Source organism: Blautia sp. HCN-1074, from assembly GCF_037890165.1.
Classification (GTDB): Bacteria; Bacillota; Clostridia; order Lachnospirales; family Lachnospiraceae; genus Blautia_A.
This window is the reverse complement of sequence record NZ_JBBKBP010000017.1, coordinates 68,807-92,305: the sequence shown is the minus strand read 5'-3', so window position 1 is coordinate 92,305 and position 23,499 is coordinate 68,807. Positions and strand designations below refer to the sequence as shown.

Genomic DNA, 23,499 nt, shown 5'->3' with positions numbered 1-23,499 from the left:
ACCTTATCCCCCGAAACCGAGCCGACAGGAATGATCTGGCGGACTTGGCGTACCTTATCCCCCGAAACCGAGCCAACAGGAATGATCTGACGGACTTGGCGTACCTTACAAATTTTTTAGTCCCTCTTACCTACTCTTATAGAACCAAGCCACCGCCGCCCACAAATCCTGATTCCTCTGATACATCGGCTGATACTCCTCAATCGGCATCGGACACTCACTCCCCCCATTCTCAATCGTAACCGCCGGGATCCCCAGATTCAGCACAAAATAATCACTACACCCAGTCGCATCCGTAGAATCCTGCACCGTAGAATGCATCTCATACCCCGTCACATCCGACACACACTGTGCCAACTCCTGATCCGCATTCAGCACATCACCCTGACTACCATAATTCCAATAAATCAAATTTCCAAAAGAATGATATGCAATACAACAATCCAAATCATAATTCTCTGCAACGCTCAGCACAGCCTTCGATTCAGTCTCACTCGCCGGAGCCGTCCCCTTATAGCACTCTGTGGAAGGACCAGACGCTCCAATATACGACTCCCATCCTGCATCAAAATTCCGGTTCAGATCAACCCCTTCTGCATTTGCCTTCCAGGTTCTGAAATACTGCTCCATATCCGAACTTCCTTTTCCATTTGCAAGATCCGTCTGATAGCACTGCTCAACCTGTTTTTTCAGATTTTCATCATGAATCCCCTCCACTCCATCCTGACTGATCGTCACCCCATCAGGATTTACCATCGGAATAATATGCAGGCAAACATTCTCAAACACATCTTTCCATGTCTGCCCTGCATAACTTCTTCTCTCAGAATCCCTCAGATAATCTTCAATCTGATTCATTGCCAAAACTGTATTCATATATTCTCTGGCATGCATGGTCGCCTGAATAAGAATATGATGCTCCGCATTTACATCCCCAAGAACTACCTCTGTAATGTCTCTGCCATCCGCAGTTGCTCCCAAAGAATCCACTTGCATCTGCCCCGGATACCGTTCCTCCAACGCATCCAAATCCCGCTTCATTTGTTCATACGAATACTTTAAATTACTTACCTGTACAATTGGAATTTCCACTTCTGTTGCATATACATTTACCATTCCAACACTTCCAAACAACATTCCAACTGCTCCAATTATAATCTTTCTATATAATATCCTTATCATAAAAACACTTTACTCAAACGCAAGATAATCAGCAAGTGAATATCCGTGTTGTCCCATATAATAAATTTCATAAAATCCATTTGATGCTGTACCTACATAGCTTACTGTAGAACCTAATGGTATCTGGCAGATTTCCCCTGAATCCACATCTGGCTGCGGACGTAAAGTAATACTTTCATTACAATTCACCACTCTACATGTAGAATAACTTGAACTGCCAGAAGATGAAGATAAATAACTTGCTAATGAATAACCTCTGTTTCCATTATAAATAATTTCATAAAATCCATTTGATGCTGTTCCTACATAACTTACCGCTGATCCCAATGGTATCTGACAGATTTCTCCTGAATTCACATCTGGCTGCGGACGTAAAGTAATACTTTCATTACAATTTACTACATAATAAGTCTCATAATTTGCTACATTCGTCTGCGCCAGAGCAGCTGCCGCAGTTTCTGCTGGTTTTGTAGAAGACAAATAAGATGCCAGTGCATACCCTGTACTCCCATTATAAATAACTTTATAGAACCCATTCTGTGCTGTCTCAATATAACTTACCGCTGATCCTAATGGTATCTGAAGAATTTCCCCTGAATTCACATCTGGCTGTGGACGTAAAGTAATACTTTGTTTGCAATTTACTACATAGTAAGTTGGATACTGATTCCGCGGCACTGCCTGCTCCACCTTCTGAGGTACCGGAGTTGCTGTTGGTACCGGAGTCGCTGTCAACTCCACTTCTTTTATTGCCTCTGTACCTTTTTCCTTCTCCGTTTTCTCCTTTTTCTCAGTAATTTCTGTAGTTTCTGCCGTTTTTTTATCTCCATTTTCAAAACTTATTGATACTGTACATCCGCTCATAGAAACAGTTAATGCTAATGACAATGTACTAATAAGTATACTTAATTTTTTCTTCTTCATTTTATAAATCTCCTCCTTTGGTAAGAATATATTACCACAACTTCTATCATTTTATCTCATTAAGATAATAAAATAACTGATTTTTTTCGATAACCAACCTCCTCCACGCAAGAGAAACTCCTGTAGATCAGGATTCTTCGCATGCGACAGTTCACCTTAAAATCACAATTCCTCTCCACCCCCAATAACCAGCCAGGCCCGCCAGACAATTCCTGTCGAGCGACATTTGCAGGGGCTTTAGAAAAACTTAGCCTCGGGAAATCCGCGTTATGAGCAGATCACTCACTGTCTGAGCGCAGCGAGTTTGAGTTATCTGCGAATGCCTTTAGCGGATTTTCCGAGGCTTAGCTTTTCTTAAGTCCCGAAACCGAGCCGACAGGAATTGTCTGGTGGGCCTGGCGTACCTTATTCAAAAAAACAGACAACCGATCCCAAAACCGATTGTCTGCCCCAAATAACTCAATCCTTCAATCTGCACACCATATCCCACAGTGCCTTAGCAGAATTAAAATTCTCTGGAATAATATCTGCCGGTGTAATAGTAATGTCATAAGTATCCTGCAATTCACTCACAATAGACAGGATTGCAAAGGAATCAAGAATTCCATCATCAATTAAAGTATCGCAGTTCTCAAAATCTGCATCCGGCTGGATCTCTTCCAGTAATTCAATTAATTCTTCCATTGTTTCATATCTCCTTATTTTTTGTTTTTCGGTATTGCCATGGTCTTTTATTTCTCTGAATTTAAAAGATCTGTATGTACACCATCCCGTACCATACGCAGCCCTTCTCCCTCTGTCCAGAAATAAACTCTCGGAAGCGGACGGCTAAGGAATAAATAAATCCCCTCCGTAACAGAATAAGCACCTACCCGTTCAAATACCAGTATATCATGAAGTTGCGGTTTGTGAAGTGGAAATCGCTTTACGACTACATCGCTGACCGTACAAAGTGCCCCACAAAGATTCCAGGATTCTTCTTCTCCCTCTGTCTTCTCACTTCCTTCTGTATCAAGCTGTGTACAGTACGGCTGTTTCATTGCCATCGCCTGTCCATAATAATTCAGGTGATTGATACCACCATCCATGATCACATACGGCTGTTCTTTATTCACCTTCATATCCACGATTGATGTTACATAATATCCACAGGCTGCTGCCAGAAATCTTCCCATCTCAAGAACAACCTTACCCTTGAAATTAAGACTTTCCAGAAGTACTCTGAACTCACTCAGAACGTTCTCCACGTCCTCGCTCTTATCCTTCTTAAAATATGGAACAAAAAATCCCGGACCATACTCAAGCGCCTGTGCTTCAAATCCACTTTCAGATTTCAGCTCCCCGATAAATTCATCCAGATGCTCCAGCTCTGTTTTCATCTGACTGAGCTCTTTCTTCTGAGTTCCGGAATAGAACTGAAGACCTTCTATCTCAATCCCCTGATAATCTGTTCTGTCAGAAATAATCTTCCTGATATCAGATTCATCTACACCAAACTGATTTCCGCTTGTCACGCGGATCAGCACCGTAATCTTCATGCCAAGTCTCACTGCAGTATCATTCAAAATCTGTAAATGCTGCAAAGACTCTACAGTATACACGCCCTTTCCGCCATATGTAGAAAGTACATATTCCATATCTTCGGGGTTCTTATACACACCCGAAAGAACAATTCTTTCCATCGGCACACCAACACGCTCACAGATTCTGAATTCACCTGGTGAGCACACTTCAAATGTCGGAACTACATCCATCATTGGTCCTGTAAGAAAAGGATTTGCCTTCATAGCATAACATAACTGTGCGCTCTCTCCAAGACAGCCCTGCACTTTTTTTACAAATTCCTTCATCTTATCCAGATCAAAAACATAAGCTGGAGTTGGAGTATGTTCTTTCTCAATCAGTTCTTTTATAAATCCATAGGAACTCATTTCTTTTCCTCCTGATACATAGCTGTAAGAGCTTTTCTGTCAATCTTTCCATTCTTTGTAAGAGGCATTCTCTCCACCTGGCGGAATACATTCGGAACCATAAAAGCAGGTACATACTGCCCCAATGCTTTTGCCAGCGGTCTTCTCTCGATATCTCCTTCATAAAAAGCTACAATCTTGCTCTTAACTGTATCAAAAATACAGCAGCTTCTCACAATCTCCGGAACCTTATCCATAGCAGCCTCGATTTCTCCAAGCTCAATACGATGTCCCATATGCTTAATCTGGAAATCCTTACGTGTTGCAAAGCACAACTCACCACGTTCATTATAATAAGCAAGATCACCGGTTCTGTACATTGGTTCCAGATATCTGTCATTCAGCGGATTCTGAACAAAGACCTTCGCAGTCTGTTCTCTGTTTTTGTAATATCCCAGTGCAAGTGCACTTCCGGTTACGCAGAGTTCACCATTTTTATTTTTCTCTGTGATCAGCTTGTCATCTTCATCCAAAAGGAATACTTTTTCATTTGGAAATGCCTTGCCCATAGGAAGTACATCTCCAGGCCGGAACTCCCTGTCTACAATATAATACGTACAGTTACATGTGATCTCAGTTGGTCCATAAATATTTACATACATAACATCCGGCAGATATTTTCTCCAGATATTCAGATGTTTCACAGGCATAGCCTCTCCTGAGAAAAGAATCTTCTTAATCTTATCCGGAACTTTATATTCAAATCCGTTCAGAGTTGAGATAATACACAGCGCAGATACCGCCCACACCAGCGTAGTCACTTCCCTCTCGATCAGATAATCAATCAATTTCATCGGGAAAGAGAATAGCTGCTTCGGAATAATCTGGACAGTTGCTCCTGTCTTCAGTCCGGAATAAATATCCTTAACAGATACATCAAAATCCCAGGGTGCCTGATTTCCCATTACATCTTTATCTGTAATATCAAAAAGCTCTGTAAAACAATCGATAAAATCAAGTACTGAACGATGTCCTACCACAACACCCTTGGGAACTCCTGTTGACCCGGAAGTAAAAATTCCATACAGCGGATCCACATCCAATGCCTGTTCTCTGATCTCATTCAGCACCGCTTCATTCTCCTGCTCAGCTGCAAGATCCGGAGCCATCAGAACCTTTCCTTTGAACTCCAGTTTCTCCAAATCCTTCAGATATTTCTCAGATGTAACGATCACATCACTGTCCAGAATTCCAAGGATCTGCTGAAGTCTGCTCGCCGGCTGTTTGGTATCCATCAGTACATAAAAGCATCCTGCATAAACAGCGCCCATGAAAACCCCGATGGTTTCTACGCTCTTCTCCATAAATACAGGCACCGGATTTCTCGGTGTGAAATGTTTCGCAAGTGCAGTTCCTGTTCTGCGTGCAGTCTGCTTCAGTTCTTTAAATGTGCAGGATGTATGTTCATCTGCAAAAGCTGTCTTATCCGGATATTTTCGTGCGGATTCTTCCAGATATTCCAGAATACTTGTCTTCATATAAATTCCTCCCCTCTGTACTTCACAAAGTTTCTTTGTTATTCACTCCGTTCTCAGCAACAAAGTTTCTTTAAGTTTTCTAATCCAATCAGGGAAGTTCCCCGACATAATTTTTAATTTTTCTGACCTGCACTCTCCAACACCTGCGCCAGGACTTTGGAATACGCTTCTGCTGCATCCCCATTCATATGTCCATCATAATCTGTATAAGCTTTCAGATCATGTGTAAATGCTTTGAAATATTCCGTATTAAAGTTCAGATATTCAACTCCCTGTTCTTCAAAGAACTGTCCAAAATATTTCCATGCAGCATTATAATTATCGCTGTAATCTTTCAGTGTATTGATCGGAATCGGTGTTGTTACCGCAACAAACTCAATATTATTTTCCTTACAAAATGAGATAAGCTTCTTCAGGTATTCCATATTTTCTTCATTCACTTTGCCCTCTTCATAGAGCTTCGGTTCAGACTTCTTAAGCTTCGTCACATCCACCGGATATCTCTCGATAAAACCGCTCTCATGGTATTCCTGAGAATCGCTCTTTAAATGAGCTACATCGTAATCACCTGTCACTTTCTGAGTAAACGTATCCTTTATCTTAGGAAGTTCATAACTCAAAGAATATTCATACCATGGAAAGAGTACAGTACGGAAATTACATTTCGCAATAGAATTCCAGAAATATCCCAGCTTCGCTTTCGAGAATGGAAATTCATGATAGAAAAGCAGGTAGTTGTTTCCCTCTTCCTTCTCTGATACAAAATATCCAGGATCAACTTCATAAATGATTCTCTTCGGATTCTGTTTCTCTTTGATCAGCCTTGTCAGGTAGTACGCATCAATTCCATATTCACCGCCAACGCAAAGATTATGTCCACTGCGTCCGGTAACTTCCTGCATCACCTCCGGATCAATATCCATCTTTCCATGGGAAGTTCCCACGATAATGTCATCAAACTGCTGTGTCACAACTGCATGCACATCATTTCTCATAAATGTACATGGATAAAGTGCCAGGTCAAGTGCTGCCAGAAGAGCCGCACATACGACCAATACCAGGAACGTTTTTAAAACTTTCTTAAAATTGTGCATAAATAAATCCTCTCGCTACTGCTGTTGATCCGAAGAATCCGATGGATGCCAGCAGACAAAAATAAATTGCTACAGTAACCGGCAGGCTAAGTCCTGCAAGTTTTTCTCTTATCTTCATGCCACGTTCCTGAAGGACACTTACGATAAACAGAATCATGCAGCCAACCGCCAGAATTGCCAGTGCATAAGGCGTAAAGGCAGTACCTTCTTTACCAGCCGGAATCAGGAGTAACTGTGACGGAGTAAACTTAGTCACAGAAAGTTTCATCATATGAAACGCCTGTCCCACTGTATCTGCTCTGTCAAAGAACCAGCTGATATTTACAAGAATAAACGTACGGATGATCATGAAAACATGATACCAGTTCTCTTTACCTGTAATATTAAATTTCTTTTTCCAGTTTCTGTAATGCTCTGCCATAAGTCCGCTGAAAGCAATAATGATACCGTTATACATACCGTACACAATGTACTTCCATGCAGCACCATGCCATACACCAACAACGAAGAATACAATCAGGTTTGCAAGACAGATTGGAAGGGTACGTCCCGTTTTTTTGCCAAATACTTTCTTGCCCCATTTTCCGAATTTACCCATCCATCTGGATAAGGTAACCGGATAGAACACATAATCCTTCATCCAGGTGCCAAGTGTAATATGCCAGCGATGCCAGAAATCTGTAATAGAAATGGAGAAGAACGGACGCTTGAAGTTTTCATCCAATTCTATTCCAAACATAGATGCGATACCAATTACTACATCCATACCACCGGAAAAATCTGCATACAGCTGAACGGTGTAAAACAGCACTCCAAACAGCGCCAGTCCACTGTACTGATCCGGATTGTCAAAAATTGCATCAACAAACACTGCTGCCCAGTCCGCCAGAATCATCTTCTTAAAGAACCCCCAGAGAATACGTTCAAAACCTCTGGTAATATTTTTCCCCTCAAATTTATGAGGCTCATAAAGCTGATGTGCCAGACGGCTGTATCTTCCGATCGGTCCCTGCAGAATCTGTGGAAAGAAAGATACGAATAACGCATATTTCACAGGATTTTTCTCTGCTTCACATCTCTTCCAGTACACATCCAGAAGATATCCGGAAGACTGGAAAGTATAAAACGAAATACCAAGAGGAAGCAGAATCTCCATTCCCCTTAAATTCATGTGGAATAAAGCATTCAGGTTCTCAATCGCAAAATTCGTATACTTTACGACACCAAGCATTCCAAAATTTAACAGTAACCCAAGGACCAAAAGATTTCTTGCGCCTTTGTGGCTTCCTTTCGCTTCTGTTTTCTCAACAGCAAGTGCGATCAGCCAGGTAACCAGCGTGGAAAAGAGAAGAAATCCTACGTAGCGGACACCACCCGCCAGATAATAGATGTAGCTGAAACATAATAAAACCAGCCACTGAAATTTGTGAGGCACGATATAATAAACCAGTACACTTGCCGCCACAAACAATAAAAACAAGTTTGAAACTAATGACATGATCTATCTCCCTGAATATGTACAACACAGTCTGCTTTATACTCAACAATGCAACTCATAACAACGTAATTTATTTTGTATGATCAGACAGTAATACATTCCTTATTTTTCTGACAAACAAAGGCACCGCACTATAGTATTATGTCGTAACTGTTCATCACTCTCTTAAGATAGTAACCTTTCGAACAGTTACATTATATCAAATAATGCAGCGCCCCTGTGTTTAATTATTCTTAAATTTCCTTAATTTAATAATCCATTATCCAGGCATCCGTCTCCGCCATCATCGGAACCACCGTCGTCTGATCCGCCATCATCTGATCCATCATAGTCGTAATCTGAATCATAGTCATAATCAGTATCGTAGTCGTAATCATTGCTGTAATCATAATCACTGCTATTGTCATAGCTCTGAGTTGACTGAGACTCTGATGCCTGTGCAGCTGCCTCTGTTGGTTTCGGAGCTAAAGCTTTCTCTGTTTCCAGAGTATTGAATTCTTTCTTCTGGCTGATGCTGTCAAATACCAGATATGCGATATCTCCTTCCAAATGAAGCTCTGCTTCTTCTGTGTCACCAAATGGGAAGGTATGAATTTCTGCTGTTGTTCCATCTTCAAAAGTTAACTGAATGTTATATTTCGGAATTTCTTTCTCAGCATCATCTTTGTCTTCACCGTCAGATTTTTCCTCTGTCTTTGCGGTATCATCTGCTGTGTCTTTGCTACCTTCGTTTTCTTTATCCTTTGCGTTTGGATCAAACCAGAGAACTCTTTCCTCGTCTGCTTCAAACTTATCTTCCTCTTTCAGAAAGTTATCCGGATACTCTTCATCTTTTTCATTCTTTACAGCAACACCAGTGATTACTTTGCCTGTTGTATTTTTCAGTTTTACAGAAAGTGCTCCTTCCGTATCCTCTTCCGGCTTCTCACCGATTGTCTTTAAATCTTCATCTTTATTCTCATCAGCTTTATCAGCATCTTTCGTATCATCTGCTGCGTCTTTGTCTTCTGCTGTAGAATCCTTATCTGCATCTTCTGAAGTCTCAGTCTTTGCTGTAGTGTCCGCTGCCATAGCTGCCTGGCTGAATACAAGACTGCTTCCAAGTGCTGCCATCATAAATGCTGTTACGATTTTTCTTTTCATTGCCTTAATCCTTTCTGTCATTCTTTATAGTTCTTAATTAACTCTCTTATAATTAATATACTTCAGTGTTTTCTTTGCGCCATAAGTAAGTTTGTATCCATTCAGTTTATATTCCTGCTGGAAGTTCGGATCATATACATAAGTTTTTGTCTTTCCGCCAACCTTCTGATCGATTTCAACCCATGCATGTGCACCTTTACCATTGGATTTCTTGAAATATCCTTTTACATAATGGGCATCATATCCTGCAACTTTAGCCATCCAGTAGAAAGTAGCTGCCATTACATAGCAGTCTCCTGTTCCTGTCTTAAATCCATACAAACCGTATTCAGTTGGCGTTTTCTTTGAAATCTTTATATTTCCTGCATATTGTAAAGATGCAGACCAGTTAAATGCCTTTCTCAGATTTCCTTTACATTTTATAAGTCTGATCGCAGCCATTGTTTCAACTGTTGATAATTTAGTTGCCTGGCCATTCTTTTTAATCTTATAGTAAGTTTTAGAGTTAAATTTGTAATATGGTTTGTTTGTTACAAGCTTACCATTTTTATCAAAGCAATAAGTATATTTACCAATCTTCTTTGCCTTGTTTACAACTTTCTCTCCGTTTTCATAGTAATACTTAACTCCATCAACGGTTTCCCATCCGCTTTTTACGGTTGGATCCGGAAGCGGCGCCGGAGCGATTGTTGTATCATCTGAGGTATCGTCTGATACATCATCAGCAGTTGCTTCTACATAATCACTAACAGTTGACTGATCTGCCATAGCTGGCATTGCAGGTGTTACCGCCATAATTGAGCTGAGTAATAATGCGGTGAGCTTTTTTCTGTTCATAATCCTTTTCCTCCTTTTTATCCTAAAAGCAGCCGAACGAATAAGCGTATCCTCTTTCGCTGCTTATACTCGATTTACACTTCTATATGTTATCCCATCTTACTGTCTTACTGTAATACTTGCGACAACTTCTGCACTGCTTCCCTTTCCTGTCGGACGTACAACATTTAACTGTACATAATCATAAACATAAGTGACATCCTTGCCGTTTCCATCCAACATACAGGTATTAGACTTGCTTACTGTACATTTTTTATATTTTCCAAGAACTTTCTTGATCTTTGACGCATTATTCTGTTTCGCAAGTGTAGAGGTTGCTGCATATTTTCTGTATAAAGATGTTTTCTTATTATCTACAGCTCCTGTCTTAGGATTGAAGTAATACAGCTTTGGAATATCGTACATGCTTATACTTCCTACGCGGATTCCCTTCACTGTATGACCACTTACGTCAAATCCATAATATACTTTATCAATCTTCTTAATCAGAATACCATATTTACCAACCGTATCCTTATCTGCCTGATAAGCAGCTCCGTTTTTTCCGAAGTAATAACGGAATCCACTGGAAGTTACTCCCCATGTCATAGTAACCTTCTGATTATTTTCATCATAACCATATCTCTTACCTGTTTTTTTGTCCGTTTTTACCTTAACAGTCTTAACATCCTGTGCTGCATGTACCGTCACTGTTTCTGCTACAGTAGCTAACGGTGTCAGCATAAGAAGCATGCAAAGTACGACTGCAAGGGCTTTCTTTAATCCTTTCATTCTTCTTTCTCCTCTCAGAATTTAATTCTATATTCTACTGTGTATGCAGGACGTGTAGCTGCACCAAATAAGGTTCCGTACATATTGTCATAGTAAAGTCCATTGATTGTTACAAAACTATGTCCGTCCGGAATCGTAATGACATATGGTTCATATCCCAGTTCCTTCGCGATTGCTGCCACACTGCTGGCAATTCCATAACAGTTTCCTGTCAGACCATTCTGGAACATCTGAAGGGCATATTTATAAACCCAGTCCTTTGTCTTAAATTCCTGCGGTGTAGGATCCATATATCCTACAAAATTCGTATAAGCCATAATGTAATAGAAGCATGAACGGAACTTTTCATAGTTGCTTGCATTGGCATTACTATGGCGTTCAATAAAGTTTCTTGCCGCAAGTTTGCATCTCGCCTGTGTCAGATTTGATGCATACCCGTTTTTATTAAACTTAATTCCGCCTACGGTCTCATTTGTTGCGCACTTGCCGTTCTTATACACATAGTACATTTTACCATTCAGTTCATTCCATCCTGTAACGACCTTTCCCTTGGCATCAACGAAATATTTCACGCCATTGACATTCACAATCGTTTTCTTTCCTGGCATAACTCTCTGTGCATATTTATTAAATACATAATAAGTACTATTTACTTTATAAGATCCATCATGCGCAGCAACCCCATTTGATTTAAGCCAGTAAAGTTTGCCATTTACTTTCTTCCATTTACTTTTGACTAGTTTGTTATTTACATAATAACGATATATACTGCCTTCCTTGCGCAGTCCATTTTTCGGTTTCGGTTTCACTGTTGGCAATGGCTGAATCGGCGTCGGCGTTACTTCTGGTGTCGGTGTTACTTCCGGTGTCGGCGTTACTGTCACTGTTGACTCACTTCCACCATCCTGTGGCAAATCTACTGCATATACACTGCCTGCTCCAAATGTGAGCGCTGCAGTCAATGCCGCAGCAGCCAATGACACTTTTAATCCTGCAAAACTTTTTCTCTTCTTCATCATTTGATTCCTCCTGATCAGTTTTTCTGACTACATCCTCCTTTGTGTTTTATATTGCAATTATAGTATATTGGAGAGTGTATTTCAATTCATCAGATGATTTTTTTACACAAAAAATATTGAAAATTCTATCAAAAGATTCCTCTATTTTTCCCATATCTTTGTATAATTCCCCCCTTGACGAAAACACCCTCCTAAGGTGTATCATAAGCCTGTGTTAAAGGAGGTAAACTATTATGTTTGAGACATTAGAAGAAAAGGCCGAAGAGAAAGCAATGGTGCAGTTCCTTGAGCGCTTTACAGACTATCCATTTCTGGTAAAGTTCAAGAATTCCGAGTATCACATCGGAGAGGGTGAACCTACATTTACAGTAAATTTTAAAAAAGTAATTCCTCTCGCAGATCTAGTCAAGAGTACATCTCTTGCATTAGGCGAAGCTTATATGCGTGGAGATCTTGACATCGAGGGAAATCTTTACGAAGCACTTGATCATTTTCTTGGACAGATGGGTAAATTTTCAACCAACGAATCAGCCTTAAAAAAGATCATGTTCAGCTCCACATCAAAAAAGAACCAGGAAAAAGAAGTAACCAGCCACTACGACATTGGAAATGATTTTTATAAATTATGGCTGGACGAAACAATGAGTTATTCCTGTGGTTACTTCATTCATGAAGATGATACGCTATATCAGGCACAGGTAAATAAAGTAGATTATATTCTTAAGAAATTACATCTTGAAGAAGGTATGAGTCTTCTGGATATCGGCTGTGGATGGGGCTTTCTGTTAATCGAAGCCGCTAAGAAATACAAAATTCATGGCACAGGAATCACCTTAAGCCATGAACAATATGCTGAATTCCAGAATCGTATTAAGGAACAAGGACTGGAAGATTATCTTACTGTTGAATTGATGGACTATCGTGATCTTCCGAAACATAATTATCAGTTTGACCGCGTTGTCAGTGTTGGTATGTTGGAACATGTCGGACGTGATAATTATCAGCTCTTCCTTGATTGTGTAGAGAAAGTTCTGAAACCAGGCGGATTATTCCTGCTTCACTTTATCAGCGCACTCAAAGAACATCCGGGTGATCCATGGATCAAGAAATATATTTTCCCAGGCGGAACTGTCCCAAGTCTCAGAGAAATCCTGAATCATATGGCAGAAGATAACTTCCATACACTGGATATCGAGAATCTCCGCTTGCATTACAATAAAACTTTACTCCATTGGGAAAAGAATTTCCGCGACAATATCGAAAAAGAAAAAACAATGTTTGACGAATCATTCCTGCGTATGTGGGATCTCTATCTGTCAGCATGTGCCGCAACATTCCATAATGGAATTATCGATATTCACCAGATTCTCATGACCAAAGGCATTAATAATGATCTGCCAATGACACGTTGGTATTAAGCTGCTTTAAGTCAAAAAACTGATTGGAAAAATTTTTATATTTGTAGAAATACCACAGAGTAATTTCTTATGATATAAAGAAATACTGTCTGGACTTTAAATTACATAGTCCAGACAGTAAATATAATATTCTTATTTTATTTACAGATAATCCAATCACAACACAATTCTCAAGGTATTATGATTCTATTTATCATTTCATGCTATTCCTCAAATTTAATTCTTACTCTTTCATACTACATTTATCGATGCAACTTGATCATATTTTATTACTTCATCCATTCTGTCATAATAGCAATCACATACTTCTCTCATTCGAGAAATATTCTCTTCATTACTGACGTCATAAACACCAATCACCCTAAATCCAGCTTTCTTCGCAGTTTCAACTGCATGAAACGCATCTTCAAATGCTACTATATTTTCAGGTTTTGCCTGCAGAGTCTCTGCTGCTTTCAGATAAATTTCAGGCTCATCTTTTCCGGCTCCTACTTCTGTACAGGTATAAATTCGTTCAAAATATTTCAGAATTCCATTTCTATCCAGCGCAGCTTCCACAAGCTCTTTGTTTCCTGAAGTCGCAATCACCATTCTTATCTGTTGTTTACTCATCCACTCCAGTGTTTTCTTCACACCAGGCTTTAAAGGTGCTTCAAAGCGATAAAAATCACTTACTATTTTCAGAACTTCTTTTACGATCTGCGGTACAGTTTTCTCAAGTCGGTATTCTTCCTTCAGATAAACAGCTCCCTGCTCCAGACTCATTGTATGTAACGCATCTCCAAGCCCGTCTTTCGCCATAATTCCCAGACTTATAAGATATCGTTCTCCAATATCCTCCCATACAGACATAGAATCTAGCAACGTTCCATCTACATCAAAAATCGCACCCTGAATATTATGATTAATATTATTCTCTATAGCATTTATAGTACCAGTCATATGATTTTTATTTTCCATTACTGCTAACCATCTGCATCGAACGCTGCTTCAGATCTTTCGCAGCTTCTGTGATATTCTCCTGCGCGAAAATCGCACTGATCACTGCAATTCCATCTGCACCATATCCGGAGAGTTCGTTCACATTGTCCTTAGTGATACCACCAATCGCTACTACCGGAATTTTAATCGCCTGGCAGATATCTCTCAATGTTTCATGTGAAACACCAGTTGCATCTGTCTTAGTACTGGTAGAAAAAACAGCTCCCACACCCAGATAATCTGCACCATGCTTCTCTGCAAGAAGAGCCTGCTCAACCGTCTTGGCAGATACACCAATAATCTTATCTGCGCCCAGTCTCTTACGTACATCTCCGGCTTCCATATCGCTCTGCCCCACATGGACACCATCTGCATCGATTGCCTTCGCAATTTCTACATTATCATTAATAATAAACGGGACTTTATACTTTCTGCATAACTCCTTAATCTCTCTGGCTTCTTTCATAAAGAGTTCTTTATCCAGATTCTTCTCTCGCAGCTGCAGAAAAGTTACCCCGCCCTGCAAAGCTTTCTCAACCTGTTGATAAAGAGATTCACCGTTAAGCCAATGCCTGTCTGTAATCGCATACAGAACCATGTCCTCTTTTCTGCAATTCACAATATCAGTCCTCCATCATATGGATTGCATCTGTCGTTTTCTTATACTGCTCTTCTACTTTTGCAAAAAGTTCTTCACAACCATCTGTTTCTCTTCCTCTGAGCTTTTCTGTAATATCAAAGCTAACCTGATAGAGATTGTCAAATCCAAGGTTCTGGCATACACCTTTTAATGTATGGGCGGCGCGAAAAGCTTCCTCACCATTTCCCTGTGCCAGATTATCCTTCAGGCTCTGGAAACTTCCATCATCCAGAAATTTTTTCGCAAATTTTTTAATAAGTCCCTCACTTCTTAATCTTCCAAGAACGCCTTCGTAATCAGCACCCATCTGTTCATAACACTCTTTTACAGTCATATTTTTCTCCTCTTTATTTCTATTAACATCCTTCTGTAAGAATAAATCTATACACTACTATTCAAAAAACACAAACATATTTCTCATTCATATGTAATAAGATTTCTGAATTTCAAACCCGCGACTCTATAATCCGCCAGTTTCTGCAATAGCACTATTTTATCACACCATGTAGCCATTCTCAAGTATTCTTCCAAAAAAGGCACTTCCATATGTAATCATCTGTCACATACAAAAGTGCCCATTTAATATTTTAAGTTTCCAATGAATTAATTATTCCTCTATTGTTCTATCTTTCGGATTAGTTTTATCTGAAGAATCCCTGACTCTGGAAATATTGGATAAATGGATTATCGCTCTCATCTGAATCATCTGATTCCTGATCATCCTCGTTTCCGAAATCTTCCATTGTATCTTCATCGGAATCGTCTTTAGAATCCTTTTTGTCTTTTTCCTTACTATCTTTACTGTCGCTGTCTTTTCCGGCATCAGTGTTCTCATCCAAAGTTACTTTAACAGTATCTTCTTTATAACTTGTACCGTCCGGAACCTGTACAGTCAGCTCTACTTCTTCACCTGGCTCATAATAGGAAAGATATTCCATGAGCTGGTTAATGCTGGAAACTGTTTTTCCATTAAACTCAGTGATAACGCTGTTTGATTTCAGCCCTGCTTTATCAGCAGCTCCGCCTTCTGTTACTTTTGATACAAATACACCTGCCGGAATTCCGTACATCTGAACTGCCTCTGAACTTACAGATGAACCCACAATTCCAAGCACACCATGTTCAGAGTCATCCAGTTTATCTCTGGAAGTCTCATTCATCAGATTCTGAAGAATATCGGTTACATCAGAAATTGCAATCGCATATCCCATACCTTCAACTTCTGTAGATGCAAGTTTTGCAGAGTTGATACCTACAACTTCACCTTCCATATTTAAAAGAGCACCACCACTGTTACCAGGGTTAATTGCCGCATCTGTCTGGATCAGATTTACACCGTCACTGCTGTCATCGCTGCCATCAGTTACTGTACTTTTTTCAGAATCCATTCTACGGTTCTTAGCACTTACAATACCAGTAGTAACAGACTGTCCATATCCAAGAGCATTACCAATTGCAACTACCTGCTCACCAACTTTAAGGTCATCGGAACTGCCGATCTTTGCAACAGAAATAGCATCCATTGTATCATCCTTAATATCATCCAGTGCTACAGATACAACCGCAAGGTCTCTCTCTTCATCAAAACCTTTTACAGATGCCTCTACAGCATTTCCATCTGCAAATGCAACAGACAATGTATCTGCATTCTCTACTACATGGTAGTTTGTAGCAATCAGAAGTTCATCATCATTCTTACCTACGATAATACCTGAACCGCTGCCCTCTACTTCCTGTTCCTGCTGCTGTGGAGCATATCCATACATTCCGTACATTCCATAATAGCTCTGTACTTCCTGAACTGATTTAGTTGTGATAGATACGATAGATGGAAGTGCCTCCGCTGCGATATCAGATATATCCAGGCTTCCTGTTGTCTTGCTGCTTGTATCTTTACTGTCATCTGCTTTAGAATCGCTCTCATCTGAATCTGCTTCTTTTTCAGATTTAGCAAATGTTAAAGTTGTCTCATTTTTATTTGATGCAGCCTCTACTGTTGCTGCTCCATCCCATCCTGCAAGTTTATTTACACCCTCAAAGCTTCCTGCTGCAAGTCCTCCTACAAGCACTGCACATAAGCTAAATGTAAGACCTTTCTTAACGATCTTTCTGATTTTATCATTTCTATTGTCTTTATTCATCATAATAAAGTCCCTCCCTGAATCTATATCAATTCCATAAAACAATATGTATTTTTTTGTTTTACTTTTATTTCTCTCTGTTTCCTTTTGATGCTTCTAAGTATAGAAATCATTTGTGTTCTTTGTGTGGGAAAAATGTGTTTAATTTGTGACGATTTCATATATTTCCGCTTTACTTCCGATACATACTGGAAATTCTTTTTACATTATATCCCGGAATCTGTGCTTTCCAGTTCCCCACCTGACTGCTTAATACCTTTTCCGTATACTTCAGTGAATTGGAACTATCCATATTACTAAAGACATTAAATGCTGTTTTCTTCTTACCGTTGGCATCTTTTAATCCCATCGCCAGACCCTGAGCTACTTCATGAGCCTCATCTTTATAGCTTCTTACAATAAATGCATCAACCATCGGATTGCAAGCCGCCTTATAATATGCCAGCGCCAATGCTGCTGCCTGATTTGCCTGTCCACCTGTAGAAGAAAATCCCTGTTCAGAAAGAATCACTCTCGTATTGGAACCATATCTGCTCTTCACATAACTAGTCAATGTGTCAATATTTCTCATTGTAATGAATGTTGTGGAATTGGCATCGCTGGTAAACATAGATGCATTTGCCCCAGACCAGAACCGAGGATCTGAAAGCGGTTGATTATAAGCATGATATGCCAGATTCCAGTTAACATTCTTCTGCATCTCAGAAATTTTGGTTGCAAAATTATCTAAAGTTGATTTTGCGCTGTAGCAGACACTGAATGCATTTTTCTGGTTCCAGCAGTTATCAAGGCAGATAAATACTTTAGAACTTCCGCGGCTGCTGCGAACTGCATTATACAGACAGCGGAATGCTTCACTGTACATGGAAATAAATTTAGAGAAGCTTACATTTCCTACATAATAATAACCACTTGCACTATTCACTTCATTTCCCAGAATCCAGTTACTTATATAGCAATTATTTCTGCCGAATTTCTCTCCCAGATATGCAAACATTGCCTCCATTGTCTGTCTTGTCGCAGCGTTGTCTGTATTCCATCCATAGTAAGCAGTCTCTGCATATGGGCTGCTTCCGGTTGTCAGACTCTGTGTACTTGCATTCTTGTCAATACTGATCTGTGCCGTCACCTGGATTCCTTTTGCATTACACTGCTGAACCAGATATTCATATCCATACAGCCCATTAAAACGGTATGTCTTTCCGTTATACTTATAGGTTTCTACCCCACTGTCTTTTCGCATCAGATCTGATATATACAGATTAAAAAATACGTTCTTGGACTTTGTATCAGTCACTTCGCTAAAATTCGTAGCCTGAATTCCTTTTTTTGTTTTTGGTACAAAATATGCTGCTGTATTTGAGCTAAGTTTCTCTGGATTGCTGACATAACTTTTGGAACTGATTACTGTATAAGCAGTCTTGGATTTCTTTACTCCCACTGCAAATTTACCCTGCGTATATTCCGGATGTCCGGAAATATCCAGTTTAAATGTAACTTTTCCATTTGACATCTCAGGTTTCTTAACCTTAGCTGCCGCTTTCTTCACCTTGCCGGAATTGGAATCTACATATAACAGATAATAATAATCATCCACACTTTTTACATAATTGGCAATATTTGCAGATGCAGTGATTGTCTTTGCTTTTGTTCCTTTCAGTGCAGTCAGTGACGCCGCCTTTGCTGAAGGATTAACTTCCTTTATCCACTTTGCATATAAAGTAATCCCGCCCTTTGATCCTTTTTCAATCACATCTATTTTTTGTTTGTACTTACTGTCTGTATACCATCCCACAAAATGATATCCTGAACGTGTGGGCTTTTTTAGTTTTATTTCAGTCTCTCCAGTATACGTTTTGGGGTTAGACGTGCTGTTTTTTCCCTTATTAAGTTTATATGTAATTTTATACTCTGCTGCTTTTTCCCAGATTGCATATAATGTTATGGTTGTTCCGGTTGTCGTTTCAGATGTTACCATTCCTGCTGTCTTCGACTCTTCTGTTTCTTCTGTCCATTCAGGTTCTTCAGCTAATGATGCACTTTCCATTTTTTCTTCTTCAGCGGATAATATCTGTGCTGTATTTCCAGCACTTTCTACCGTTGGATTCAGACCTTCTGATTCCATTTCTCCCATTTTCTTATCTTGTACCGCTGAATCCGTATTTGCCGGATCTAAATTTTGCATTTCCGGATTTTCACTTTTCAAAAGCTTGCTGATGGAATCTCCCGGTTTATAGGCTTCTCCGCTTCCATCTTCTTTTGTATTCCACTCTTTAAAAACATATCCGGCTTTTCCTTTTAATGCTTCAGGTGCTTTTGCGTCATTAATATCTGCATATGCTATCACATATGTTTTTTCGATTTTTCCTTCACTGTAAAGCTGTATTGTATATCCTTCGACTGCCTGCCCGGTATTTACTTCTTTTTCCCTTTCAGACTGTTCTGGCGTTTGTTCTTTTGTATCATTTAAAATAATATTTTTCGATCCATTCTCTCCGTCTGATATATCCTCCATTTCCTTCTTTTTTTCAGATTCTCCTGTATCAAATTCATATTTTTCGTTATTCTTATCACCTGTTCTATTTCCCGATTCACTTTCCGAATTATCTCCAAACACATCAGCTACCGTTTCACTGCTTTCTGCCGAAAACTCTGATGCCCACAATATCTGCTGCGGTACACCAGATGGTATTATCATAGATGCTGCCAAACCTATTGCCATAAACTTTTTCCATTTTCTCATGCTTTCTTTCCCTCTCTTTACATACCAAATATAAGAAGCCTATCGGATATTCACAATCCATTTTGCTCCCCAGCCTTCTCAAACAACTACTTTATAATTTGTCAAGAGTCACCTGATTATTATAGTAATTCTATATCTAATAATTAGCTTTTTTATAGTATAACATTTGAAAAATCTTCATACAATGAAAAAGAACTACTGGTAAAAAAATCATCAAGTAAAGTAAAAAAACTGTCAAAATTAACTTTTTCACCAAAAATCTTTGGAGAAATCAGTTAATTTTAACAGTCTTTTTTCGACTTTCATGCTATTGCTTTAATCAACCGTTCCTATTTTGTTTAGCGGCCAGTAACGAACTGCTACTTCTGCCACTATCGCATCTTTCTCTACAAATGTATTCTGCCAGTATCTTGAGTCCATACTATGATTTCTGTTATCTCCCAACATGAAATAACAACCATCAGGAACCGTATACGGTCCAAAGCTTCCCTCTGGTGTTTCCGGGCAAAAGCTGTCATCTAATGGTTCTTCCGAATCATTGATGTAAACTTTTCCATCCACAATATTTACCGTTTCACCAGGCAGGCCAATTACTCTTTTTACAAAAAGCTGAGATGGATCATCCGGATACTTAAATATTACAATATCAAATCTCTCCGGATCCTTCGTCTTATATGCAAGGCGATTACCAAATACCCTGTCTCCTGTCATAATTGTCTGTTCCATAGATCCTGACGGCACTCTTGCATTGATATATACAAAGTGTCCTAACAGGAATGCTATAACAAAGACAACAAGAATAATCTTTGCATAGTCCCATAAATCTTTCCAGACAGACTGACTTTTGTTCTCCTGCTCTGCCTGGCTTTTTTCTTCATTTTCCATCTTCCGTCGTACCTCCAAAATTCATGCTATTGCATCATTTATCAATAATATAACATTTATTATCTTTAAATATGTAATAGCTGTTTTGCAAACGATGCATTGGATATAGTTTATCACATCTATTTCCTATTCACCATTAATTTTTTATAAAATTTACAACAATGCCGTAACATCTTAATTAAGTAAATACTAAAATTTATAGCTGATGTTTCACGTGAAACAATATTTATTTTTAAGTTATTCAGGCAACTATGCTCAATTAAAACATTACAATAATTATTCTCTGCTGAAAAAATAAGCGTATATGTTTCACGTGAAACATATACGCTATTTTCGTTATACTTCCTGCTGATAATGTTCCAGGAAATCTCTGATTTTTCCTGCTGCCTCTTTTAAAACCTCTATTCTCGGTAAATAAACTACCCTGAAGTGATCTGGCTGCTGCCAGTTAAATCCACCACCATGTACAAGCAGGATTTTCTTCTCTTTTAACAGATCCAATGCAAATTTTTCATCATTTACAATATTGAATTTCTTTGTATCAATTTTAGGGAACATATAAAATGCCGCCTTGGGTTTAACAGCAGTAATTCCCGGGATATCTGTCAGTGCATTGTAAATATACTCCCTCTGCTCATAAATACGTCCACCTGGAACAATATAACTTTCTACACTCTGATGTCCTCCTAATGCAGTCTGAACAATGGACTGTGCCGGTACATTAGAACAAAGTCTCATATTTGAAAGCATCTTGATACCTTCTATATAATCTTTTGCAATTGCTTTATTACCGCTAAGAATCATCCATCCAATTCTAAATCCGGCAATCATATGTGATTTTGATAATCCACTAAAAGTAACACAGAATAAATCCGGAGCCATTGATGCAATAGAAATATGTTCTGCATCATCCATTACCAGGCGGTCATAAATTTCATCAGAGAAAATAATCAGATGATGTTCTCTGGCAATATCAACAATCTGCTGCAATACTTCTCTTGGATATAATGCACCTGTTGGATTATTTGGGTTGATAATAACAATTGCTTTCGTTCTGCTGGTAATCTTTCTTCTTATATCATCCATATCCGGATACCATTCTGCCTGCTCATCGCAGATGTAATGTACAGCTTTTCCTCCTGCCAGAGTAGCGCATGCTGTCCATAACGGATAATCCGGAGACGGAATTAAAATCTCATCTCCATTGTCTAACAAAGCTGACATACTAAGATTTATTAACTCGCTGACTCCATTTCCTGTATAAATATCTTCGATTGATACATTAGGAAGTTTTTTCAGCTGAGCGTACTGCATGATTGCTTTTCTGGCAGAAAATAAACCTTTTGCCGGAGAATAGCCTTCACATTCTGTCAGTTGCTGTCTCATATCATAGATAACTTCATCCGGTGTTCTGAATCCAAACGGTGCAGGATTTCCAATATTCAGTTTCAAAACCTGAGTTCCTGCATCTTCCATACGTGCAGCCTCCTCTACAACAGGCCCTCTTACGTCATATAGTACATTATTTAATTTTGATGATTTCTTAAATTCACGAACCTGTGCTTCCTCAACTGCCTCGTTATTATTTTCTTTCATATTATTATAGTTGTAATCAAATTTCATATTTTCCATCTGAAACTCTGCCTCGTTTGTCTCTTTCTTTAATGTTTCTACTGTTACATCATTTCCTTTTAACCAATCGACATCTACCTGTAATGTATTTGCAAGAAAATGAAGAATTTCTGATCTTGGAGTTGTTTTTCCACTCAAATACTGGCTTACATGGCTCTTTCCAAGCTTTACACCCTGTTCAGCCGCCGTCTTAACCAGATCGATCTGCTTCATATTTTTCTGTTCCATTGCTATCTTCAATCGCTCAGCAAATTTATTATTCATATAAAATTACCTCCCAGCTTACTTCTCAACGCATAATATTGTTTATTTTACTATAATCAAACAAATAAAATCATCAGCTTCGCTACTTACTTGATTCAATAAAGTCAAAGGATATTCGCAATCAAAGCAGGGGGACTTCCTTGATTTGGTCAAATTAGAAGTAATAATTTTCATATCTTTCCATATATTATATATAGAAACAAAATATATCTTTCCCCAGAAACTTTTATCACTCTTCGTAAAAACTATTATTATTTTAAAAATATGTCCAAGTAAGTTCAACATAGTTCACTTTTTTATGTTGTGCAACCATATGTTCTGTTTGTTTTGGAACCCGCAAGATTACGCGGTTTTTACTTTGTCATTATACTATAATTGAACTAAAAATTCAACGATAACTTTCACATTTTTTTGTAATTCAATTGTTCTCCACTTTCGGTTCAATTTATAGTTTAATTTTGCCTTGAACTATATTGAACATTTTATCAGCATGTTTAAATATCGGTTCAATTGGTTCATTTTATGCATTGAACTAATATTTAAACTTACTCTGAACTTTTCTTCGTGTTTTAGTCATTAGTTCAATCATGTTCAATTTTAAAGTTCAAGCGTAATTCAGCTTATTTTCCCATTTATTTCGCTATTTATTCAAAATACCCTTATTATCACACTTAATACGGTTCAATTTTACTTATTTTTATCTTATATCCTATATTTTTATTCTTATTTTAATGATTCCGAAGTGACTTTTTATATTCTTCATCCCAAAAGAATTCTGCCTATAGGATTCTTCGCCTTCGATGAGCCCCTGTAAGCAGCATCCGCTTTCTGCCGCAACATGCTCCCGCCTGATAGGACTTTTTGATGTGATTTTATGTA

Annotated in this window: 19 protein-coding genes; 1 reads left to right on the top strand and 18 read right to left on the bottom strand. The window is 38.8% G+C overall.

The features are described 5' to 3' along the window. Nucleotides 1-126 precede the first annotated feature (126 nt). The 11 genes from WKT11_RS13860 to WKT11_RS13810 form a co-directional block, all read right to left on the bottom strand. Nucleotides 127-1,182: a M14 family zinc carboxypeptidase gene (locus tag WKT11_RS13860; protein ID WP_340285008.1), complete on the bottom strand. Its 1,056-nt coding sequence runs from the start codon at nucleotides 1,180-1,182 to the stop codon at nucleotides 127-129. Nucleotides 1,183-1,191: 9 nt separating this feature from the next. Beyond that, nucleotides 1,192-2,106 carry an SH3 domain-containing protein gene (locus tag WKT11_RS13855; protein WP_118137383.1) on the bottom strand — a complete coding sequence of 305 codons (915 nt, stop codon included), beginning with the start codon at nucleotides 2,104-2,106 and terminating at the stop codon, nucleotides 1,192-1,194. Nucleotides 2,107-2,565: 459 nt separating this feature from the next. Further along, nucleotides 2,566-2,790, bottom strand: a complete 225-nt coding sequence (locus tag WKT11_RS13850) for an acyl carrier protein (protein WP_117676612.1) — start codon at nucleotides 2,788-2,790, stop codon at nucleotides 2,566-2,568. 47 nt (nucleotides 2,791-2,837) lie between these two features. After that, nucleotides 2,838-4,037, bottom strand: coding sequence for a diaminopimelate decarboxylase family protein (locus tag WKT11_RS13845; RefSeq protein WP_340285005.1), 1,200 nt, complete (start codon nucleotides 4,035-4,037; stop codon nucleotides 2,838-2,840). After that, a complete protein-coding gene (locus WKT11_RS13840; RefSeq protein ID WP_340285003.1) occupies nucleotides 4,034-5,554 on the bottom strand; it encodes an amino acid adenylation domain-containing protein in 1,521 nt (506 codons plus the stop codon). The genes WKT11_RS13845 and WKT11_RS13840 overlap by 4 nt, the downstream gene beginning before the upstream one ends. A gap of 113 nt (nucleotides 5,555-5,667) precedes the next feature. Continuing rightward, on the bottom strand, nucleotides 5,668-6,648 hold the full coding sequence (locus tag WKT11_RS13835; RefSeq protein WP_117676609.1) for a hypothetical protein: 981 nt from the start codon (nucleotides 6,646-6,648) through the stop codon (nucleotides 5,668-5,670). After that, nucleotides 6,635-8,146 carry an MBOAT family O-acyltransferase gene (locus tag WKT11_RS13830; RefSeq protein ID WP_340285000.1) on the bottom strand — a complete coding sequence of 504 codons (1,512 nt, stop codon included), beginning with the start codon at nucleotides 8,144-8,146 and terminating at the stop codon, nucleotides 6,635-6,637. The genes WKT11_RS13835 and WKT11_RS13830 overlap by 14 nt, the downstream gene beginning before the upstream one ends. Before the next feature lie 243 nt (nucleotides 8,147-8,389). Beyond that, the gene (locus tag WKT11_RS13825) at nucleotides 8,390-9,289 is read right to left on the bottom strand and encodes a hypothetical protein (protein ID WP_243009923.1); all 900 of its coding nucleotides are present in this window, start codon (nucleotides 9,287-9,289) and stop codon (nucleotides 8,390-8,392) included. 33 nt (nucleotides 9,290-9,322) lie between these two features. Further along, entirely contained in the window at nucleotides 9,323-10,126 is an 804-nt protein-coding gene (locus WKT11_RS13820) for a transglutaminase domain-containing protein (protein WP_117676606.1), read from the bottom strand. A gap of 99 nt (nucleotides 10,127-10,225) precedes the next feature. Then, complete coding sequence (locus WKT11_RS13815) at nucleotides 10,226-10,897, bottom strand: hypothetical protein (protein ID WP_117845311.1); 672 nt, start codon at nucleotides 10,895-10,897, stop codon at nucleotides 10,226-10,228. Nucleotides 10,898-10,911: 14 nt separating this feature from the next. Continuing rightward, the gene (locus WKT11_RS13810; RefSeq protein WP_340284993.1) at nucleotides 10,912-11,916 is read right to left on the bottom strand and encodes a hypothetical protein; all 1,005 of its coding nucleotides are present in this window, start codon (nucleotides 11,914-11,916) and stop codon (nucleotides 10,912-10,914) included. 233 nt (nucleotides 11,917-12,149) lie between these two features. Here WKT11_RS13810 and WKT11_RS13805 point away from each other — a divergent pair, with 233 nt between their 5' ends. Beyond that, entirely contained in the window at nucleotides 12,150-13,334 is a 1,185-nt protein-coding gene (locus tag WKT11_RS13805; RefSeq protein ID WP_118609731.1) for an SAM-dependent methyltransferase, read from the top strand. A gap of 231 nt (nucleotides 13,335-13,565) precedes the next feature. Here the strand turns inward: WKT11_RS13805 and WKT11_RS13800 are convergent, their stop codons facing one another. The 7 genes from WKT11_RS13800 to WKT11_RS13770 all read right to left on the bottom strand — a co-directional run bounded on the left by WKT11_RS13800 (nucleotide 13,566) and on the right by WKT11_RS13770 (nucleotide 22,620). Then, complete coding sequence (locus tag WKT11_RS13800; RefSeq protein WP_243101735.1) at nucleotides 13,566-14,294, bottom strand: HAD family hydrolase; 729 nt, start codon at nucleotides 14,292-14,294, stop codon at nucleotides 13,566-13,568. Continuing rightward, on the bottom strand, nucleotides 14,284-14,934 hold the full coding sequence (gene thiE, locus WKT11_RS13795) for a thiamine phosphate synthase (protein WP_117845310.1): 651 nt from the start codon (nucleotides 14,932-14,934) through the stop codon (nucleotides 14,284-14,286). Before thiE ends, WKT11_RS13800 begins: the two co-directional genes overlap by 11 nt. A gap of 4 nt (nucleotides 14,935-14,938) precedes the next feature. Beyond that, on the bottom strand, nucleotides 14,939-15,289 hold the full coding sequence (locus WKT11_RS13790; RefSeq protein WP_117845309.1) for an Hpt domain-containing protein: 351 nt from the start codon (nucleotides 15,287-15,289) through the stop codon (nucleotides 14,939-14,941). Nucleotides 15,290-15,596: 307 nt separating this feature from the next. Continuing rightward, entirely contained in the window at nucleotides 15,597-17,099 is a 1,503-nt protein-coding gene (locus tag WKT11_RS13785; RefSeq protein WP_242986810.1) for a S1C family serine protease, read from the bottom strand. 169 nt (nucleotides 17,100-17,268) lie between these two features. Beyond that, the gene (locus WKT11_RS13780) at nucleotides 17,269-19,839 is read right to left on the bottom strand and encodes a DUF5722 domain-containing protein (protein ID WP_118609732.1); all 2,571 of its coding nucleotides are present in this window, start codon (nucleotides 19,837-19,839) and stop codon (nucleotides 17,269-17,271) included. 315 nt (nucleotides 19,840-20,154) lie between these two features. Beyond that, a complete protein-coding gene (lepB, locus tag WKT11_RS13775) occupies nucleotides 20,155-20,724 on the bottom strand; it encodes a signal peptidase I (protein WP_117676600.1) in 570 nt (189 codons plus the stop codon). Nucleotides 20,725-21,060: 336 nt separating this feature from the next. Next, entirely contained in the window at nucleotides 21,061-22,620 is a 1,560-nt protein-coding gene (locus tag WKT11_RS13770; RefSeq protein ID WP_117845308.1) for an aminotransferase class I/II-fold pyridoxal phosphate-dependent enzyme, read from the bottom strand. Nucleotides 22,621-23,499 lie beyond the last annotated feature (879 nt).

What these genes read in the sequence shown, in the direction of transcription:
- WKT11_RS13850 (WP_117676612.1), bottom strand. Translation starts at nt 2,790, where the DNA reads ATGGAAGAATTAATTGAATTACTGGAAGAGATCCAGCCGGATGCAGAT.
- WKT11_RS13790 (WP_117845309.1), bottom strand. Translation starts at nt 15,289, where the DNA reads ATGACTGTAAAAGAGTGTTATGAACAGATGGGTGCTGATTACGAAGGC.
- WKT11_RS13845 (WP_340285005.1), bottom strand. Translation starts at nt 4,037, where the DNA reads ATGAGTTCCTATGGATTTATAAAAGAACTGATTGAGAAAGAACATACT.
- WKT11_RS13785 (WP_242986810.1), bottom strand. Translation starts at nt 17,099, where the DNA reads ATGATGAATAAAGACAATAGAAATGATAAAATCAGAAAGATCGTTAAG.
- WKT11_RS13780 (WP_118609732.1), bottom strand. Translation starts at nt 19,839, where the DNA reads ATGAGAAAATGGAAAAAGTTTATGGCAATAGGTTTGGCAGCATCTATG.
- WKT11_RS13820 (WP_117676606.1), bottom strand. Translation starts at nt 10,126, where the DNA reads ATGAACAGAAAAAAGCTCACCGCATTATTACTCAGCTCAATTATGGCG.
- WKT11_RS13825 (WP_243009923.1), bottom strand. Translation starts at nt 9,289, where the DNA reads ATGAAAAGAAAAATCGTAACAGCATTTATGATGGCAGCACTTGGAAGC.
- WKT11_RS13805 (WP_118609731.1), top strand. Translation starts at nt 12,150, where the DNA reads ATGTTTGAGACATTAGAAGAAAAGGCCGAAGAGAAAGCAATGGTGCAG.
- WKT11_RS13835 (WP_117676609.1), bottom strand. Translation starts at nt 6,648, where the DNA reads ATGCACAATTTTAAGAAAGTTTTAAAAACGTTCCTGGTATTGGTCGTA.
- WKT11_RS13815 (WP_117845311.1), bottom strand. Translation starts at nt 10,897, where the DNA reads ATGAAAGGATTAAAGAAAGCCCTTGCAGTCGTACTTTGCATGCTTCTT.
- lepB (WP_117676600.1), bottom strand. Translation starts at nt 20,724, where the DNA reads ATGGAAAATGAAGAAAAAAGCCAGGCAGAGCAGGAGAACAAAAGTCAG.
- WKT11_RS13840 (WP_340285003.1), bottom strand. Translation starts at nt 5,554, where the DNA reads ATGAAGACAAGTATTCTGGAATATCTGGAAGAATCCGCACGAAAATAT.
- WKT11_RS13800 (WP_243101735.1), bottom strand. Translation starts at nt 14,294, where the DNA reads ATGGAAAATAAAAATCATATGACTGGTACTATAAATGCTATAGAGAAT.
- WKT11_RS13830 (WP_340285000.1), bottom strand. Translation starts at nt 8,146, where the DNA reads ATGTCATTAGTTTCAAACTTGTTTTTATTGTTTGTGGCGGCAAGTGTA.
- WKT11_RS13860 (WP_340285008.1), bottom strand. Translation starts at nt 1,182, where the DNA reads ATGATAAGGATATTATATAGAAAGATTATAATTGGAGCAGTTGGAATG.
- WKT11_RS13770 (WP_117845308.1), bottom strand. Translation starts at nt 22,620, where the DNA reads ATGAATAATAAATTTGCTGAGCGATTGAAGATAGCAATGGAACAGAAA.
- WKT11_RS13810 (WP_340284993.1), bottom strand. Translation starts at nt 11,916, where the DNA reads ATGATGAAGAAGAGAAAAAGTTTTGCAGGATTAAAAGTGTCATTGGCT.
- WKT11_RS13855 (WP_118137383.1), bottom strand. Translation starts at nt 2,106, where the DNA reads ATGAAGAAGAAAAAATTAAGTATACTTATTAGTACATTGTCATTAGCA.